This window comes from Paenibacillus wynnii (assembly GCF_000757885.1).
Taxonomy (GTDB): domain Bacteria; phylum Bacillota; class Bacilli; order Paenibacillales; family Paenibacillaceae; genus Paenibacillus_AQ; species Paenibacillus_AQ wynnii.
This window is the reverse complement of record NZ_JQCR01000003.1, coordinates 2,405,427-2,423,815: the sequence shown is the minus strand read 5'-3', so window position 1 is coordinate 2,423,815 and position 18,389 is coordinate 2,405,427. Positions and strand designations below refer to the sequence as shown.

Genomic DNA, 18,389 nt, shown 5'->3' with positions numbered 1-18,389 from the left:
ACTTCTCTGCTTCATAAAATGAAGTAAAACAAGCCCTCGGAGGGATGAATATGGATGAGAAGTCAACTAACAAAGATCGCCGTAAGGAGCGGATCCGCAATTTAATAGATGAGACATCGGGACAGCACACCGTATCATCGATATTTGGGAAATCGGATTTGAGCAGAGAAATGAACGAACCCGATCCTGAAGTGATGTGGAAGGAAAATCGGAAGATTTGGGAGGATGGCAACAGGGAAAGACCCCGTTTTGTCAGCGGTTTACTGCGACGTATTGTGGTCTGCATTCTTATATTTGGATTGGTGTGGGGGATCTTCACCGTCCAGAATCCCTGGACGCTTAAGGCTCAGGATTTCATCGCCGATTCTTTGAGTAATGAGATGGACTTTGAAGCGGCCCGAGTGTGGTACGAGCAGTATTTCAAAGGTGCTCCTGCATTCATTCCTATCTTCGGGAGAGAAGATGAAGCGGCTCAAAAGGCCGTAGTTCTTCATGGGCTAAGTGCGCCGGTGTCCGGAAGCATTGTTCAACCCTTTGCCACCAGCCTTAAAGGTGTGGAAATTATGCCCGCAGTCGATTCAAGCGACAATGTGATGGTGAAGAGTGTTGATATGGGCCGTGTCCTCTCCGTATCCAGAGAACTGGAAGGAGGTATCCGGATTAGGATCCGGCATACCGAGAATATCACGGCGGAATACGGCCACCTTAACGGTACAAAGCTGGAAGTGGATGACTGGGTGCAAAGCGGTGATACTGTGGGCTGGCTGCTGCAGCAGGAATCCACCTCATTACCAACCCTCTTTTTTGCAGTTATGAGAGATACGACCTATGTTGACCCGACAGAAGTGATTTCATTTGATTAGGATCGCTGGTATTCACTTTTCACTTCATCCTTTGTTTGTAATCGTTATGTTGCTCTCTGTTGTAACAGGACAGTTTTTAGAGCTCCTCACGTTATTCACAATTGTGCTGATACATGAATTAGGACATGTCTGTGCAGCTGTTCTGACCGGGGTTACTGTGAAAAGCGTACAACTCCTCCCGTTCGGTGGAGTGGCTGTTATTGAAGATCACGGCAAGCTGAGCGCCTATCATGAAATAGGGATTGCTCTGGCTGGACCGCTGCAGAATGGATTGATGATCTTGTGTGCCTTTGTTCTCCAAAGAGCAGGTTATGAGAATAACGCATTTTTAACCTACTTTATCGGCGCTAATATGATGATTGCCCTTTTTAATTTATTGCCGATTCTTCCGTTAGACGGAGGTAAAGTGATGCAAGCTGTGATCACTCTGCTTATCCCCTATTATTCAGCACTATTGTGGTGCGGGAGAGTGAGTATTGCTGCAAGTGTACTGGTTATCGTATATGCGCTTCTGCCTTTGGGTACAACTGGCGGTGTGAGGCTTAACGTATTAATGATTGGGGCTTTTCTTATCTATTCCAATATTACAGATCATCGTAACTTGCCGTATCGTTTCGTAGCATTTCTCATGAATAGGGGTGCTGTTTATGATCGGTATATGCGTACGGGAGCTTCTGCCCGTCCGATTGTTGCACTTTCTGCGAAACCTTTGGATGACATATTGCGTCTATTTAAACGTAACCAATATCATTTTATATACGTTTTGAACCGTGAGGGGAATGTCGTGGCTGTGGTGCCTGAACAGCGTCTGGTATCTTCTTATTTTAGAATCTAACTTAGGGAATCAACGCATACAAGAATAAAAGATCGTAACCAGAGGTGAAGCCATGAAACAAATGATCGTTCACTGCACGCAGCATATGACCCGGATGGCTCTTCTGGAGGATGGAAAGCTAGTGGAATATGCAGCGGAACGCGATCAGCAGCAAGGACTGGTCGGCAGTTACTACAAAGGCCGTGTCATAAATGTTCTACCGGGCATGCAGGCTGCTTTTGTCGATATTGGGCAAAAGAAGAATGCCTTTTTATATGTTGATGATGTACTCCACCCCCATTTAGATAGGCAGCCAACGGTAAAACCCTCTATAGAGGAATTGCTGCAGCCGGGTCAGGATATTATTGTTCAGGTTAGAAAAGAGCCCAGCGGAGGCAAGGGGGCAAGAGTGACAACCCATTACACGCTCCCTGGCCGCTGGATGGTATATATGCCTTTCGCAGAATATGTGGGTGTCTCCAAAAAAATCGGACGTGAATCGGAGCGTAATCGGCTGAAAGGAATCGGAGAACGGCTGCGCAGGAATGAAGAAGGCCTTATTATGCGTACCGTTTCCGAGGACGAGCCCCCTGAAGCTGTAGAAGGTGACCTCACCTTTTTGCGTGCACAGTGGGAGACTATTACTAAACGTGCAGCAGCATCGACTGCTCCCGCTCTGCTCCACAGTGATCTAAGTATTGTACAGAGGTTTATACGGGATGCCTTTAACCCTCATCAGGATGAATTGATGATTGATTCTCACAAGGCTGTCATAGAAGCTGAATTCTTTCTGAATGACATGGCTCCTGACGGCTATAGACCTGTGGTTTTTTACAATCGACAGGAGTCTATTTTCACAGCATATAGGGTACAAGAGCAGCTGAATAGAAGCTTCGGACGTAAGATTATCTTGGAGGGCGGAGCAACGCTTATTTGGGACGAAGCGGAGGCTCTTACGGTTATTGATGTGAACACGGCACAATATACCGGGGGAGGTTCCCTAGAAGAGACCGTGACTCGGACGAACTTGCTGGCAGCCGAACAAATCGGTCGTCTGATCCGGTTAAGGGATACCGGTGGGATTATTATTATTGATTTTATTGATATGGAACAGGAAGAACATCGGAAGATGGTGACTGACCGTCTGGAGTCAGTGATTACCAGGGATCGTACCAAGACTCATATTTTGGGTTGGACAAGGCTTGGGCTGTTGGAGATGACTCGCAAAAAAGCCCGTCACGATTCAGCCGGCTTTACACCCGTTACTTGCCATTGTTGCGGAGGAACGGGGAAGGTAGGATCATGGCTGGGGGAGTAATTGAAACTAGTTGACTATCGTTAATTAGTATGATAGAATCTTCAAGTGTGTGTTCGAGATTACTTATTCCTGCACATGCTGTAACCGCTCCGATCGGGTACATAAGCGCTGTTCCCTTGGGAATATGCCACCTAGACTAGGCGAGTCTGAGACATGAGGAGGTGCAAGTACAATGTATGCAATTATCGAAACTGGCGGCAAACAATACAAAGTCCAAGAGGGCGACGTATTATTCATTGAGAAACTAGATGCTGTAGACGGCGAAAACGTAACGTTTAACCGTGTATTGGCTGTTTCCAACGAAGGCGGTTTGACTGCAGGAACTCCGCTTTTGAGCGGCGCAACTGTAACAGCTAAAGTTGAGAAACATGGTAAAGGCCACAAGGTTGTAGTTTACAAATACAAACCTAAGAAGAATTACCACAAGAAACAAGGTCATCGTCAACCGTACACAAAAGTAACTATCGAGAAGATTCAAGCGTAAGAAGGTGCGTTAATGATTAGCGTACAGATTACACGTTCTTCGGAATTAGGGACTATCGTTGGCTTTGAGATTAAAGGGCATGCGGGTTATGCCAAGCGCGGCGAGGACATCGTATGTGCCGGAGTATCGGCCGTAACGGTTGGAACCGTCAATTCGATTGAAATTTTGACTGGAGTTTCTATGGACACGTCCATGAAGAACGGATTTTTAAGCGGAACATTAGGTTCTGTGGATGATTCCGGTATCTCCGCAAAAGTACAATTGCTGCTGGAATCCATGGTCGTTATGCTGAATGATATCGCAGAATCATACGGGAAGTATATTAAAATACAGCAAGTCATTATTTGAAGAAGGAGGTAGACAACATGTTAAAATTGAATCTTCAATTGTTCGCATCGAAAAAAGGTGTAGGTTCCACAAGAAACGGTCGTGATAGCCAATCGAAACGTCTTGGTGTAAAGCGTGCTGACGGTCAAACAGTAACCGGCGGCAGCATCTTGGTTCGTCAACGCGGAACAAAAATTCACCCAGGCACAAACGTAGGCATCGGTAAAGATGATACTTTGTTTGCTAAAGTGGAAGGCGTAGTGAAGTTCGAACGTTGGGGCCGCGATCGCAAGAAAGTGAGCGTCTACCCAGTTGATGTTGCTCCGGTAGCAGCTACATTGGAAGCGTAAGCTACGGAACTATAATTGCAAGAAGCCTCCGGCATGAGTGCCGGAGGCTTTTTTGTAGGAATACAAGGAGAATTTCATGGGTAATTTGGTGAATTGCAGGGAATGCCTGTGTTATACTGGGAAATGGTAAATACTTCGAACGGTGAATTTACTGAATTTGTCATGATTTTGCGACTGAGGGACGGGGAGAAAGAATGGAATCCTGGAAAAGTGCAATCTGGGCGGTCTTGTTATCCGTAACACTTCCTTTGGGGCTTGTGTATTGGCAGACATCCCTTTTAACGTGCTTACTGCTTGTTATTTGGATAACGGCGGTGCTTGTTTTCAGTAGCTTTTGGAATCGGCGTCATTATGAGAGGGAGCTCCAAAAACAGGAACGGAGTCTGCAACAAGCAGCTATTCGGACACTGAATCACCACCGTCATGACTGGATGAACGACTTGCAGGTGCTTTACGGATATATCCAGCTAGGAAAGCCTGATAAAACGGTGCGAACTGTGGAAAGAATAAAGGAACGTATAGCGCTTGACAGCCGCATTGCTAAGCTTGGAGTTCCTTCACTTGTGTTCTATATCCAATCCTTCCGAACTCACAGCACCAATCTGGAGCTGGAGGTAATAGTGGAGGATGAATTGAATCTGGAGAACAAGCTTACTCATGAAGCGCAGGATGAGCTCACAGCAGTCATCACGCAGACCGTAAGAGCTTTTCAATACAGTGGACTTGCTCCCCAGGGTGAAGCCAGAAAGCTTATTATTGGCTTTACACAAGATGGTGGAGACATTCTTATCTCTTTCGAGGGTGAGGGAATACATGGTAATCCCGCACTACTTCAAGGGCAAATTTATAATATAGTACAAGGAAAAATCATGAGAGCGGAGACATTGGGGCATAATCAGGCTACTGTCCAATTGCGTCTACCGCTTGAAATGTGACTGAGGATGGTGAACGGTTATGTTTATAGATACAGCTAAGATTTATGTAAAAGGTGGCGACGGCGGGGATGGACTTGTCGCGTTCCGTCGTGAGAAATATGTTCCTGATGGTGGACCTGCTGGCGGTGATGGTGGCCGCGGCGGTGATATTATTTTCAAAGTAGATGAAGGTTTGCGTACACTGATGGACTTTCGTTATCAACGTCACTTCAAAGCAGACAAAGGAATAAAAGGTCGTAACAAAAGTCAGCATGGAGCGAACGCTGATCATATGGTCGTTCGGATCCCTCCAGGTACGGTGTTAATAGATGATGATACCGGTGAAGTGATTGCCGATATGACACGCCACGGACAATATGTGGTTGTAGCACGTGGAGGCCGTGGTGGTCGTGGGAATACCCGTTTTGCAACAGCGGCTAATACTGCGCCGGAACTGGCTGAGAACGGCGAAGAAGGTCAAGAACGTTATCTCCGCATGGAACTTAAGGTTATGGCTGATGTAGGTCTTGTAGGTTTCCCGAGTGTGGGTAAATCAACCTTATTATCCGTAGTATCTGCCGCAAAACCTAAAATTGGCGCGTATCACTTTACAACGATTACTCCTAATTTAGGTGTAGTGGATGTTGGCGACGGACGAAGCTTTGTAATGGCTGACCTGCCAGGGCTTATTGAAGGCGCGCACGAAGGTATTGGCCTCGGCCACGAATTTCTTCGACATGTAGAGCGTACACGCATTATTATCCATGTCGTTGACATGTCAGGCTCTGAAGGTCGCGATCCTTTTGATGATTGGGTTAAGATTAATGATGAGCTGAAGCAGTATAATGCTGCTCTTGCAGAGCGTCCGCAAATTGTGGCGGCTAACAAGATGGATATGCCTGAGTCAGAAGAGAATTTAGTTTCTTTCCGTGAGCGTACAGCTGAAGTTCGTCCGGATATGCAGATTATGCCTATTTCCTCACTGACCAAACAAGGGGTTCAAGACCTGTTGTACCGTACAACAGATATATTAGACAGTATTCCTGTCGCTCCAATTGGAGAAGAAGTAGCGGAAACCACTGAGCGTAAGGTGTACAAGCTTGAGGCTCAGGAAGATGATTCCTTCACAATTACACGTGAGAATGATACGTTCATTGTTAGCAGTCCACGGATCGAACGGATGCTGAAACGTATGCAGCTAAGTACACATGATGCCATTTTGAAGCTTGCACGTACACTGCGTCATATGGGTGTGGATGCAGAGCTTCGTAAACGCGGTGCGGTCGAAGGAACAATTGTACGGATAGCTGATTTCGAATTCGAATTCGTTGAGAACAGCAGCTACTATTAAAATACGAAGTAATGAAACGCCGATCGGGTTTTCCTTAACAGGGATGCCGGGTCGGCGTTTTTTGATTTACGAAATATTGTAAATATTTTGACTGATGAACCCAAAATGGGTTTTAAATCGTATACAATGATAACTGAATAGCACTTATTTCCATATGAAACCGATATATTATACATACCTATGAACATGAAAGAAGGATCAGCAATGGCAATTATTGAAGTGGTGAAATATGATGGTCCTCCAGGTGTGTTCGCCTGGAAATATCCAAATCAGGAGCTTGGAACTTGGACCCAGCTAATCGTTAATGAGTCCCAAGAGGCAATTCTTTTCAAGGGTGGACAAGCGCTTGACTCTTTCACTGCCGGACGGCACACACTTAGTACAGCCAACATCCCGGTATTATCAAATATCGTTAATCTTCCCTTTGGTGGTAAATCTCCATTTACTGCAGAAGTCTGGTATGTAAATAAGCTGAACGCTATGAACATTAAATGGGGTACGAGCTCGCCGCTTCAGTTACAGGACCCTAAGTATAATATCATGATATCCGTGCGCTCCTTTGGACAGTTCGGTGTGAAGATTGATAACCCCCGCAAGTTTCTATTGGAACTGGTTGGAACACTTCCGCAATTTGATCAGGATACGCTCATTAGTTATTTCCGCGGATTGTTGATGGCGAATATCAATGAGCTGATTTCATCTTACCTTGTGCATAAAAAAATTAGCATACTGGAGATCAACGCGTACGTTGCTGAAATATCTAAGCATATTCAGGGCCGGCTAGCCCCGATTTTCTTGGAGAGTGGTATTGAACTTAATAATTTCTACATTGACTCTATCAATATTCCAGATAACGATCCAGCAACTATCCGATTGAAGGAAGCTCTTGCTAAAAAAGCGGAGATGGACATCATCGGCTTCACTTATCAGCAGGAACGCAGTTTTAATACAATGGAGGAAGCGGCAGGCAATCCGGGAAATATGGGTGCAAGTATGATCAATACCGGCATGGGACTTGGGATGGGATTAGGATTTGCAGGACCAGCAGTGGATATGGTCAATCGGATGACTAGGGGAATGGGTATTGATACGGGTGCTTCACCGGTAGGGAACCCGACAAAGTCTTGCTCCAAGTGCGGAGTGATAAACCAAAGTGAAGCCAAATTCTGCAACGGCTGTGGACAAAGCATACTGTCTGATGTCAGCCTACCCCGAAAAGTCTTATGTCACGAATGTGAGCATGAGATTGTTCCCGGAGCGAAATTTTGCCCCGGCTGTGGCAATTCCTACCGTGGATGTCCAACATGCCAAGCGGATAATCCAGCCGAAGCTGTCGTATGCGTCACTTGCGGTAACGATATGCCAAAGGTTTGCCGTCAATGTAGTGAAAAGGTTGCACCAGGGCTGAAGTTTTGCCCTCACTGCGGAGAAAGCATGATCATCAAATGCGGCGGCTGCGGGCATGAGTTAAAGCCCGGACAAAAGTTCTGTGCAGAATGCGGACTGAGAACGAGTTGAAGGAGGGGAACGTCATTCGGCGAAAATCACATCTTGGCGTTACAACCTTTATCTATGCTGCAGTTCTAGTGCTTACTATAGTCACTTTTTCAACTTTATGGATTTCGGAATCAATATTTCGATTCATTATATCTCTGGTGGCAGTCTTGATTGCGGAAAGTATCGTCTACGGCTACTGTGCTTTTTGGATACGGAGTGGGGGGAGAATCAGCAAATCCTCTCCGGTTCTCATCAGCGGAGCTTTCATTACGATTATTTATGCACTTGCTGTGTTTGTATTTGCACTTATCTTCGATGTAATGCTGGATCTTCCTCCCCTCTGGTATGCAGTGGGGCAACTACTGATTTTGGGAATTGGTTTAACCAGTCTTGTAGTTGTAGGATTGTATGGCAGAAACGCCCTAGTACAAGAAAAGCGGGCGGAGGAGTCCACGAGAAGCCTTCGGGGGTACAAGGAGGAGCTTATAGAGATTAAGCTATTAGCACTCACTTGGAAGCAGTCAGAACGAGAACAACTAGTAAAACGGATTAAAACGCTTGAGGATAAATTTAAATACAGCGATCCGGTATCAAATCCGTCGATATTTGCTACCGAAGACATCCTCAGCCAGCAGATTTCTCTGCTTCGTGATCATCTGGAACTGCTTATTCATGTTGCGGATCCTCAGGTGGGATGGGAAGCTGAGACTAATGAATTAATAGAGAGCATTGAGAATACACTTCAATGGCGCAACCGGGAGTTGTCGGCACTTAAATAGGGGGAATTAAACACAATGAATGGAATGGGGTTTCAAGGGCAGCTAGCGGAGCAGGGAGGTCAGCCCGGTTCTGTTTTGCCAAAGTTTGACCGTACAGTGTTCGATTATATCATCATTGCCTTAGGATACCTCTTGATGCCTATAGGGCTAGTATTGGCATTACTGCGCTTATTAAGTAGCCATTATAAAAACTACCGAAAGGGCTCAAACTTTAATTTATTGTTTCATGTGTTTGTAGGTGGGTTTGTCGAAATTGTGGTTCTGTTTATGGCCGAATGGATAAACGGTAAGAATTCCATCGGCACAACTATCATAATATTTGTTATGTTTGCGCTGATGCTTTTGTTGCCGGCATTCATTTTCGGGAACTTGGCAGCTAAAGGAAGATACAGGTTTATACAGCTTACTACTGTATATTTAGACCTTATTGTCAGCAAAGGGATTACGTATATTGGCAGCTTGTCCGAAATCTCAGACCAAAGTGAAAGTGATGTGCGTAGGGATATCCTTTATCTGAAGGACAGAGGAATTCTGGAACCCCATATTATTTTTAATGAGGGCAGGCAGATGGAACCCATACGTACAAGTTCTGGATTCGGTAGCACACCCTCGCAGCCACAGACCCAATCTCAACTTCCGAAGTCCATCCGATGTTCCGGTTGCGGGGCTCAGAATACAGTGAACCCTAGCCAGTCCAAATCCTGTGATTACTGCGGGACTACAATTGCATATTTTTAAAAAGTATTGCTTTTTAAGCGTAAAATCCGCTATAATGTCCACTAGGTAAATACATAAGTCTTTGAGGAGAGGACGTTCGTGAAAGAACGCTATTATTTAGTCCGGGAAGATATATTGCCCGATGCGGTACTCAAGACCATGCAGGTGAAACAACTGTTAGAAGCCGGTGATGCGAAGACCATCAATGAAGGTGTGGAGCAGGTAGGACTTAGCCGGAGTGCCTTTTATAAGTATAAAGATGGGATTCACCTGATTCATCAATTGGAACGTGAGCGTATTGTTACCGTTTCTCTTGATTTAGAGCATGAATCCGGTATGTTATCCAAGGTATTGGGCTCTGTGGCAAGTCATGGGGCAAATGTTCTGACCATTCATCAGAGTATTCCGCTGCAAGGAAGAGCAAACGTAGTCATCTCAGTGGAAATTTCTCATCTTAATGAGGAACTGGGAGATATGATGGACAGTCTGAAAGAGATTTCCGGAGTGAAACGGGCCCTGATTGTTGGGCAAGGGTAGATCTAATCGTACTATTTTTGAAGCAGCCTTGCTTCTTTGAAATTTTAAGGGGGATATAGATACAGATGAAGCCAGTAAAGGTAGGATTGCTGGGACTGGGTACAGTGGGTACTGGAGTGGTCCGTATCGTTGAAGGAAATCAGGAGCATCTGAGCAGTCAGGTAGGTTCTCCGATCATTATTGAGCGTATTGCTGTTAAAAACTCGGAGAAGGCACGCGATATCGATGTGGACGCCTCCAAAATAACCACAGATCCGTGGGAAGTGATTCGTGACCCTGAAATTGATGTCATAGTCGAAGTCATGGGTGGGATTAATGGAACGAAGGAATATATCCTTGAAGCACTGGATCGCGGGAAGCATATTATAACTGCCAACAAGGATTTAATGGCTCTTTACGGTTCAGAGATATTGGCCAAAGCTCAAGAGAAGCAATGTGATGTGTTTTATGAAGCCAGTGTAGCGGGGGGCATCCCGATTATTCGCACACTGATAGAAGGTTTCTCATCCGACCGAATTACCAAAATTATGGGTATTGTTAATGGAACAACCAACTACATATTGACAAAAATGAGTCAGGAAGGCGCAACTTACAGTGACGCCCTAAAAGAAGCACAAGACCTGGGATATGCTGAATCCGATCCTACCTCAGATGTGGAAGGCTTGGACGCAGCAAGAAAGATGACCATTCTAGGCACACTGGGCTTCCGTACAAATGTAGAATTACAGGACGTCACTGTGAAGGGGATATCGGGGGTAAGTAAGGAAGATATCGCGTTTGCCAAACGTCTTGGATACGAGATGAAGCTGTTAGGGATAGCGGAATGCAAAGACGAGGAATTTAACATTAGCGTCCAACCTACAATGATCCGGTCAGGACACCCGATTGCCTCGGTTAATGGCGTGTTCAATGCTGTCTATGTCTACGGGGAAGCTGTGGGAGAGACGATGTTCTACGGAGCGGGTGCAGGCGCGATGCCAACAGCAACTTCTATCGTAGCGGATCTTGTAGCTGTGATCAAAAACCTGAAGCTGGGCGTCAACGGCTTGAAGCAGATCATTCCTTATAAAACCAAGAAAATTAAGAGTGATGAGAATATTTTTTATAAAAACTTCTTGCTTCTTCATGTGGATGATAAAGCGGGTGTACTCGCCAAAATCACTCAAGTGTTCGCCGAATATGATGTCAGTCTAGACTCGGTTGTTCAGCAGGCTAATCCTAATAATCCTGATGCAGAGATTATTATTGTCACTCATAATGCCAGCAAAGCTAGCATGGATAAAGTGCTCCGGCATTTCGATGATCTGAATGTAATCCGCCGTGTTAAGAGCCACTACCGGGTAGAGGGTTAACTGAAGAGACTGTCGTATAAAAATCCACTAAGGAGAACGCAACAGTGAGAAACTCTATACAACCGCATAATTATAAAAGAGCAAGAATAAAGGTACCTGCAAGCACTGCGAATTTGGGTCCTGGTTTTGATACCCTTGGCATGGCCTTATCCTTATACGCATGGATTGAAATGCAGGAAGCGGAACTCACCACCTTCCATCTCTATGGAGATGAAATGAAGGGCTTGCCGCAGGACAAGAGTAACTTAATTTATCAGGTTGCCCAGATGGTATTTGAAGAAGCGGGTGTCTCTGTCCCGGAGCTGGAGATCTCAATGTATTCGGAGATTCCCTTGACACGGGGACTCGGAAGCAGTGCATCCGCCATTATTGGCGGTATGGCTGCAGCCAATGCTATGATAGGTTCACCTTTGGACAATGCCAAATTATTTAGCATGGCAACCGCCATGGAGAAGCATCCAGATAATGTGGGAGCCTCCCTTTTCGGAGGGATAATCACCGCTGTATGGGATGGTATCGCCGCTGACTATATACGGATTGAACCGCCGGCAGATCTTGAGGTGCTTGTAATTATCCCGGAATTTGAATTGGCTACTTCTAAAGCTAGAGGGGTTCTGCCGTCTCAAGTTACAGTTGCGGATGCAGTATATAATATTAGCCGTACATCCTTACTAACGGCAGCACTAGCCACTGGGCGGTTGGACTTAATCCGTACTGCGATGCAGGATCGTTTGCATCAGCCTTATCGGGCTCCGCTTGTTCCTGGAATGGAGAGGCTGCTTGCGGAAGCAACGAACCGGGGAGCTTTAGGTATTGCCCTTAGTGGTGCGGGTCCCACCTTACTTGCTCTGGTTGATCGCCAGGAGACTCGAAAGAGTGAACTTGAAGCTTTTCTATTGGAGACTATGAGAGAGCAAGGCGTTGCTGCACGGACATGCTGGCTTTCCCCCTGCATAACCGGGGTAAGCATAGAGCTGCTGGATAGAAACGAGATGCAAAGCAAATCATTTTTAGATATGATAAAAGGAGATATACGGTCATGAAATCCATAGCGGTACTGCCGCAGGGCTCCGTATCTCACGAAGCTCTACTGCATCTATTTGGTAATGAACAGATAAATGTTGTTCATCATAAGCTTATCTCCGATGTATTCTTATCTACAGTTGAGGGTAAGACAGATTACAGTGTGATCCCGATTGAGAACACCATTGAGGGTTCGGTTAGTCTGCACATCGATTGGTTGGTCAATGAAGTGGACCTACCCATGCAGGCGGAGTGGATATATCCTTCGGTTCAGAACTTAATCAGCACACCTGGTGAATTCAAAGATGCTAACGGAAAGAGAGATTTTTCAGGGATTGTGAAAATTCTTTCCCACCCTGTTGCAACCGCTCAATGTGGGCAGTATATCCGTGAGCACGCACCGTGGGCAGAGCTGGAATCGGTAGGAAGCACTTCCGAAGCTGTAGAGATTGTTAAGAACAATCCCGGGAGAGGCTGGGCTGCAATTGGTACGGCTCTTGGGGCAGCAACCCATGGTTTGGAAATTGTTGATCGGAAGATTACGGACCACGATAACAATTACACTCGATTTGTGCTAGTCGGACACGATAAGATCCAGCTCCCGCGTAAAAGTTCAGGTAACAAAACAAGTGTACTTGTAACTTTACCGGAAGACTTTCCAGGTGCGCTTCACCAGGTGTTATCCACCTTTGCTTGGCGTCGTTTGAATCTGTCGCGTATTGAATCACGTCCCACGAAAAAGAAACTGGGAACCTATTATTTTTACATTGATGTGCTCGAACCGATAGAATCTATCCTTCTGCAGGCCGCTATTGAGGAAATCGAGGCGCTTCGCTGTCAGGTACGGATTCTGGGCTCGTATCCCACATACACCTATGAGGAAGAGAAAGCGGAGGTGCAGTAGTTCATGGCTGAACAAACGATTTATTTGGATGGACAATTTGTAACAAAAGAAAATGCAAAGGTATCTGTTTTTGATCATGGGTTTTTATATGGTGATGGTATTTTTGAAGGCATTCGTATTTATAACGGCAACATTTTTAAATGCTCGGAACACTTGGACAGGCTGTATGATTCAGCAAAATCTATTCAATTAGATATTCCATTGACATACGATGAAATGTTGGAAGCTATGGCGGAGACGATTCGTCGTAATGAGATGCGTAACGGATATATTCGTCTTATTGTCTCCCGCGGTCCAGGGAATTTAGGTCTTGATCCGCGTCGTTGTCCCAAAGCCAGTGTAATAATCATCGTTGAGCAATTAGCCATTTATCCTGAGCATGCTTATATTAACGGACTTCGTGCCGTTTCCGTATCGCAGCGCCGCAATCTCCCGGATGCTCTTAATCCAAAGATCAAATCCCTTAACTATCTGAATAATATTCTTGTTAAGATTCAGTCTAATCTGGCTGAAGCTGATGAAGCCATTATGATGAACGCTCAGGGATATGTTACTGAGGGTTCGGGTGATAATATTTTCATTATTAAAAGAGGCGTTGTGTATACACCTCCTTGCTATCTGGGGGCGCTGGAAGGAATTACGCGACAGGCTATCATTGAGCTGTGTGAGAAGCTGGGATACAAGCTGAAGGAAGAACCTTTTACTATGCATGATATTTATATCGCGGATGAAGTTTTCTTTACAGGAACAGCAGCAGAAGTTATTGCGGCTCGCGAAATTGACGGACGGATTATCGGTGAAGGTCATGCAGGCCCTATTACACTTAAGCTGCTTGAAGAATTCCGTAACGTTGTAGACAAAGACGGATACAAGGTTTGGGAATCCTAGATATATGAAATGAGTACAACAGAAACCCTTTCATCAACGCATGAAATGATATCTGAATACCCACAGAAATCCTTTCATGCTTGCATGAGAGGATTTTTTTTATTTCGGGGATGTCAATCGCCCATGGGCTGCATAAGATGTAGTAACGAAGGAGGCGGCTGTACCGCATATAACTATGCATGAAAGCACCGCATATTCTCTGAACGGATGCTTTCGAGATCAGTGACGTCGCGAAGTAGTTGAAATGTAACACTCCAAAAAACTTTTAGGAGGTTAATGCTGAGTGAAAATACACATTGTCAAACAAGGCGATACGCTGTATGCATTATCGCAAAAGTACGGAGTCCCGCTGCAAATATTAATTGAGGGCAATCCCCAAATCAGTAACCCGGATGTGTTGGAAGTTGGCGGCAAAGTGAAAATACCTTCGACTCCAGTTACGATGCCGGACAACAATGATGTTTACTACAAACATACTGTGAGACAAGGGGATACATTGTGGAAGCTGTCCAAAGCATGGGGAATCCCTCTGCAGGAAATGATTGCCGCCAACCCTCAATTAAAGAACCCGAATGCCCTTCTTGTGGGAGAAGTCGTTAATATTCCTAAAAAAGGGATGGCGCCGCTGCAATCAACACAACCTATGCACATGTCGACCCATATGACAGATAAAACACAGCCTGGAGGAAAAACGTACACAGGACCTATTGAACAGCCGCTGATGGTAGATCTTCCACCTGAAGCTCCAGTTAATGTAATGCCAGTTGAAGTGCCTCCAGTTCAAGTAATGCCAACAGAAGTAGCTCCAGTTCAGGAAAAGATGATGCACTCCGAGACACAAAGCTTGTTTGTGCAGATCTCTGTGCCTACGCAGGAAGCTGTATCCTACTATGAAATGCCGCCTGTTCCGGTAAACCAGCCTATCCCAATGGTCCAACCCGCTCAAATAACTAAATCAGCACCAATACACCATGTAGCTCCAGTAAACATGACAGCACCAATGCATCATATGGCTCCGGCAAACATGACAGCACCAATGCATCATATGGCTCCGGCAAACATGGCAGCACCAATACATCAGATTGCTCCTATGGCTCAGCATATGCCTTGCAGTTGTGATAAATCAGCGGGATATCCGGGTTTAACAGAAAATCCCAACTTCTATGATTGCCCGCCTGCCTATCCGCTGTATGAACCGATGCAGGATATGGCTATGTATGCTCCTATGAACCAAATTCAACCGCTCTCGTATGAGCCGGAGTGCATGCCTCCATTTTATTATCCGAACAATATGTACTCACCGGTTGATATTCCTGATCCATGCTACCCCAATGCGATGCCTAACTATATGGAAGCATCTGTAGGGGGAGTCAACCCGAACAACAACTATCCTATGTATGCTGCACCTCAATATGTGGATCCGTACCAGAACATGCCGTGGCCAACTTCGTGTGGATGTGGAATGGGTGAACATGTACAGTCAATCCAAGCTAATCCTTATGAAATGCCAATGAATAATTCCTTTCCGACATATACAAATCAGCCTAGCTACTCTCCATACGATTCTGTAATGCCGCAAATGACATCTCCGAGTGGTATGCCAGGATCCCCGGAGAATATGTATGGACATTCGATGGTGTCGAGTATTCCTCCAATCCCGCAATATCCAGGCTTGGGTAATGAAAGTTACGGGTACCATAATCGTATAACCGAGTTTCAACAACAAGCAAATAACATTCAAGATGACTTTCAAATAACTGAGGATATTCCAACTACTAAAGGCACTGAGGAATCACTAGCTAGCAGTGAAGAGGTAAAGTTGGAATCATCTCCAAAAGTTAAAACTTCGAGTAGAAGTGCCAAACCAGCGAAGACGGAGACTTCAAAAGCACAGCGTTCAAGCAAGAATAAAGGGGCGGCACCCATTAAAAAGCGTAGAAATCCATGGATTTCGAATTAACAGTACAAATATTTGGCCTTACCTACAGTGCGTCAGGATGTATCACTAGATACGTCCTGACATGTTTTTTTGTTTGTTTATTGAGGCAGTTTCTATTCTTATAGGTCCAAAGACATGATGATTCAGTAAATAGGTTGAATAACTCTCTCAAAAATGGTAAAATTAGATCGTTGTTTTTCAGTCAGCTAGTGTGTTATATTATAAATCCAGCCACGGACGACATATTGAAGTCATGAGTTGGAAAGATGATTTGAGAGTTGAAATTTTTTTGAAAAAAGTATTGCAATTAGTTGAGAAACATGGTATATTATAAAAGTTGCTGGTGAGACATTATCGCCGACAACGAGAACTTGATCTTTGAAAACTGAACAACGAGTGAGTGGGATTTTACGAGAGTAAAATCCAAAATCATGGACTTCTTGAAGACCGTGATCAGAGAATGAAAATTCTCGTCAGATGTTTCAAAATGAGCAATCGCTCTTTCTAAATACAATTTGGAGAGTTTGATCCTGGCTCAGGACGAACGCTGGCGGCATGCCTAATACATGCAAGTCGAGCGGAGTGATTTTGAAAGCTTGCTTTCAAAATCATTTAGCGGCGGACGGGTGAGTAACACGTAGGCAACCTGCCCCTTAGACTGGGATAACTACCGGAAACGGTAGCTAATACCGGATAATTTCTTTCCTCACCTGAGGAGAGAATGAAAGACGGAGCAATCTGTCACTGAGGGATGGGCCTGCGGCGCATTAGCTAGTTGGTGAGGTAACGGCTCACCAAGGCGACGATGCGTAGCCGACCTGAGAGGGTGAACGGCCACACTGGGACTGAGACACGGCCCAGACTCCTACGGGAGGCAGCAGTAGGGAATCTTCCGCAATGGGCGAAAGCCTGACGGAGCAATGCCGCGTGAGTGATGAAGGTTTTCGGATCGTAAAGCTCTGTTGCCAGGGAAGAACGTCCGGTAGAGTAACTGCTACCGGAGTGACGGTACCTGAGAAGAAAGCCCCGGCTAACTACGTGCCAGCAGCCGCGGTAATACGTAGGGGGCAAGCGTTGTCCGGAATTATTGGGCGTAAAGCGCGCGCAGGCGGCTATTTAAGTCTGGTGTTTAAACCTTGGGCTCAACCTAAGGTCGCACTGGAAACTGGGTGGCTTGAGTACAGAAGAGGAAAGTGGAATTCCACGTGTAGCGGTGAAATGCGTAGATATGTGGAGGAACACCAGTGGCGAAGGCGACTTTCTGGGCTGTAACTGACGCTGAGGCGCGAAAGCGTGGGGAGCAAACAGGATTAGATACCCTGGTAGTCCACGCCGTAAACGATGAGTGCTAGGTGTTAGGGGTTTCGATACCCTTGGTGCCGAAGTTAACACAGTAAGCACTCCGCCTGGGGAGTACGGTCGCAAGACTGAAACTCAAAGGAATTGACGGGGACCCGCACAAGCAGTGGAGTATGTGGTTTAATTCGAAGCAACGCGAAGAACCTTACCAGGTCTTGACATCCCAATGTAAGCATTAGAGATAGTGCCCCTCTTCGGAGCATTGGAGACAGGTGGTGCATGGTTGTCGTCAGCTCGTGTCGTGAGATGTTGGGTTAAGTCCCGCAACGAGCGCAACCCTTATGCTTAGTTGCCAGCACATTATGGTGGGCACTCTAAGCAGACTGCCGGTGACAAACCGGAGGAAGGTGGGGATGACGTCAAATCATCATGCCCCTTATGACCTGGGCTACACACGTACTACAATGGCCGGTACAACGGGCTGCGAAATCGCAAGGTGGAGCGAATCCCAACAAAGCCGGTCTCAGTTCGGATTGCAGGCTGCAACTCGCCTGCATGAAGTCGGAATTGCTAGTAATCGCGGATCAGCATGCCGCGGTGAATACGTTCCCGGGTCTTGTACACACCGCCCGTCACACCACGAGAGTTTACAACACCCGAAGTCGGTGGGGTAACCCGCAAGGGAGCCAGCCGCCGAAGGTGGGGTAGATGATTGGGGTGAAGTCGTAACAAGGTAGCCGTATCGGAAGGTGCGGCTGGATCACCTCCTTTCTATGGAGAATCGTTTCCTGTAACGGAGACATTCGAACAGAAGCGTTAAGCTTCTATAAGGACCCTTGAAGGTTCGAACCACTCACTCGTTGCTCAGTTTTGAGAGTTCAACTCTCAAAAGGTATCATTTCCAAAACTTACTTGTAGCCAAGTAGATGCGGTAAATGATATGATCTTCTTCCGGGGTTAAAGCCGGATGAGATAAAACTTGATCCTTGAAAACTGGATACCGAAACGAATTTGCGTTTTAGAACATCTTTTA

17 protein-coding genes, 1 rRNA gene and 1 other annotated feature are annotated in these 18,389 nt (G+C 45.8%); all 18 genes read left to right on the top strand.

All coding sequences use genetic code 11. The features are described from left to right. The first annotated feature begins 50 nt into the window (after positions 1-50). The 18 genes from PWYN_RS26665 (at position 51) to PWYN_RS26580 (ending at position 18,127) form a co-directional block, all read left to right on the top strand. Positions 51-863 (top strand): M23 family metallopeptidase, encoded by an 813-nt coding sequence (locus PWYN_RS26665; protein ID WP_036658292.1) that lies wholly within the window; start codon positions 51-53, stop codon positions 861-863. Then, on the top strand, positions 856-1,698 hold the full coding sequence (locus PWYN_RS26660; RefSeq protein WP_036658290.1) for a M50 family metallopeptidase: 843 nt from the start codon (positions 856-858) through the stop codon (positions 1,696-1,698). The genes PWYN_RS26665 and PWYN_RS26660 overlap by 8 nt, the downstream gene beginning before the upstream one ends. A gap of 52 nt (positions 1,699-1,750) precedes the next feature. Continuing rightward, on the top strand, positions 1,751-2,995 hold the full coding sequence (locus PWYN_RS26655) for an Rne/Rng family ribonuclease (protein ID WP_036658288.1): 1,245 nt from the start codon (positions 1,751-1,753) through the stop codon (positions 2,993-2,995). Positions 2,996-3,067: 72 nt separating this feature from the next. Continuing rightward, positions 3,068-3,153, top strand: a sequence feature (ribosomal protein L21 leader region). Positions 3,154-3,167: 14 nt separating this feature from the next. Continuing rightward, positions 3,168-3,479: a 50S ribosomal protein L21 gene (gene rplU / locus PWYN_RS26650; protein WP_036658286.1), complete on the top strand. Its 312-nt coding sequence runs from the start codon at positions 3,168-3,170 to the stop codon at positions 3,477-3,479. Between the two features lie 12 nt (positions 3,480-3,491). Next, a complete protein-coding gene (locus tag PWYN_RS26645) occupies positions 3,492-3,827 on the top strand; it encodes a ribosomal-processing cysteine protease Prp (protein ID WP_036658283.1) in 336 nt (111 codons plus the stop codon). A 17-nt stretch (positions 3,828-3,844) separates the two neighbouring features. Further along, on the top strand, positions 3,845-4,156 hold the full coding sequence (gene rpmA, locus PWYN_RS26640) for a 50S ribosomal protein L27 (protein WP_036658281.1): 312 nt from the start codon (positions 3,845-3,847) through the stop codon (positions 4,154-4,156). 194 nt (positions 4,157-4,350) lie between these two features. Continuing rightward, the gene (locus tag PWYN_RS26635) at positions 4,351-5,091 is read left to right on the top strand and encodes a Spo0B domain-containing protein (protein ID WP_036658278.1); all 741 of its coding nucleotides are present in this window, start codon (positions 4,351-4,353) and stop codon (positions 5,089-5,091) included. A 19-nt stretch (positions 5,092-5,110) separates the two neighbouring features. Continuing rightward, positions 5,111-6,421, top strand: a complete 1,311-nt coding sequence (gene obgE, locus PWYN_RS26630; RefSeq protein ID WP_036658276.1) for a GTPase ObgE — start codon at positions 5,111-5,113, stop codon at positions 6,419-6,421. 204 nt (positions 6,422-6,625) lie between these two features. Further along, positions 6,626-7,939, top strand: coding sequence for an SPFH domain-containing protein (locus tag PWYN_RS26625; protein ID WP_036658272.1), 1,314 nt, complete (start codon positions 6,626-6,628; stop codon positions 7,937-7,939). Beyond that, a complete protein-coding gene (locus tag PWYN_RS26620; RefSeq protein ID WP_036658269.1) occupies positions 7,918-8,697 on the top strand; it encodes a hypothetical protein in 780 nt (259 codons plus the stop codon). Before PWYN_RS26625 ends, PWYN_RS26620 begins: the two co-directional genes overlap by 22 nt. A 15-nt stretch (positions 8,698-8,712) precedes the next feature. After that, on the top strand, positions 8,713-9,435 hold the full coding sequence (locus PWYN_RS26615) for a hypothetical protein (protein ID WP_036658266.1): 723 nt from the start codon (positions 8,713-8,715) through the stop codon (positions 9,433-9,435). 78 nt (positions 9,436-9,513) lie between these two features. Then, positions 9,514-9,951, top strand: coding sequence for an ACT domain-containing protein (locus tag PWYN_RS26610; protein ID WP_036658262.1), 438 nt, complete (start codon positions 9,514-9,516; stop codon positions 9,949-9,951). Positions 9,952-10,016: 65 nt separating this feature from the next. Further along, a complete protein-coding gene (locus tag PWYN_RS26605) occupies positions 10,017-11,303 on the top strand; it encodes a homoserine dehydrogenase (protein ID WP_036658259.1) in 1,287 nt (428 codons plus the stop codon). Between the two features lie 44 nt (positions 11,304-11,347). After that, positions 11,348-12,346, top strand: coding sequence for a homoserine kinase (gene thrB, locus PWYN_RS26600; protein ID WP_240479839.1), 999 nt, complete (start codon positions 11,348-11,350; stop codon positions 12,344-12,346). Beyond that, entirely contained in the window at positions 12,343-13,230 is an 888-nt protein-coding gene (pheA, locus tag PWYN_RS26595) for a prephenate dehydratase (protein WP_036658255.1), read from the top strand. Before thrB ends, pheA begins: the two co-directional genes overlap by 4 nt. 3 nt (positions 13,231-13,233) lie before the next feature. Continuing rightward, the gene (gene ilvE / locus PWYN_RS26590) at positions 13,234-14,118 is read left to right on the top strand and encodes a branched-chain-amino-acid transaminase (RefSeq protein ID WP_036658252.1); all 885 of its coding nucleotides are present in this window, start codon (positions 13,234-13,236) and stop codon (positions 14,116-14,118) included. Between the two features lie 283 nt (positions 14,119-14,401). Beyond that, the gene (locus tag PWYN_RS28390; RefSeq protein ID WP_052088430.1) at positions 14,402-16,078 is read left to right on the top strand and encodes a LysM peptidoglycan-binding domain-containing protein; all 1,677 of its coding nucleotides are present in this window, start codon (positions 14,402-14,404) and stop codon (positions 16,076-16,078) included. Positions 16,079-16,569: 491 nt separating this feature from the next. Next, a 16S ribosomal RNA gene (locus tag PWYN_RS26580) occupies positions 16,570-18,127 on the top strand. Positions 18,128-18,389 lie beyond the last annotated feature (262 nt).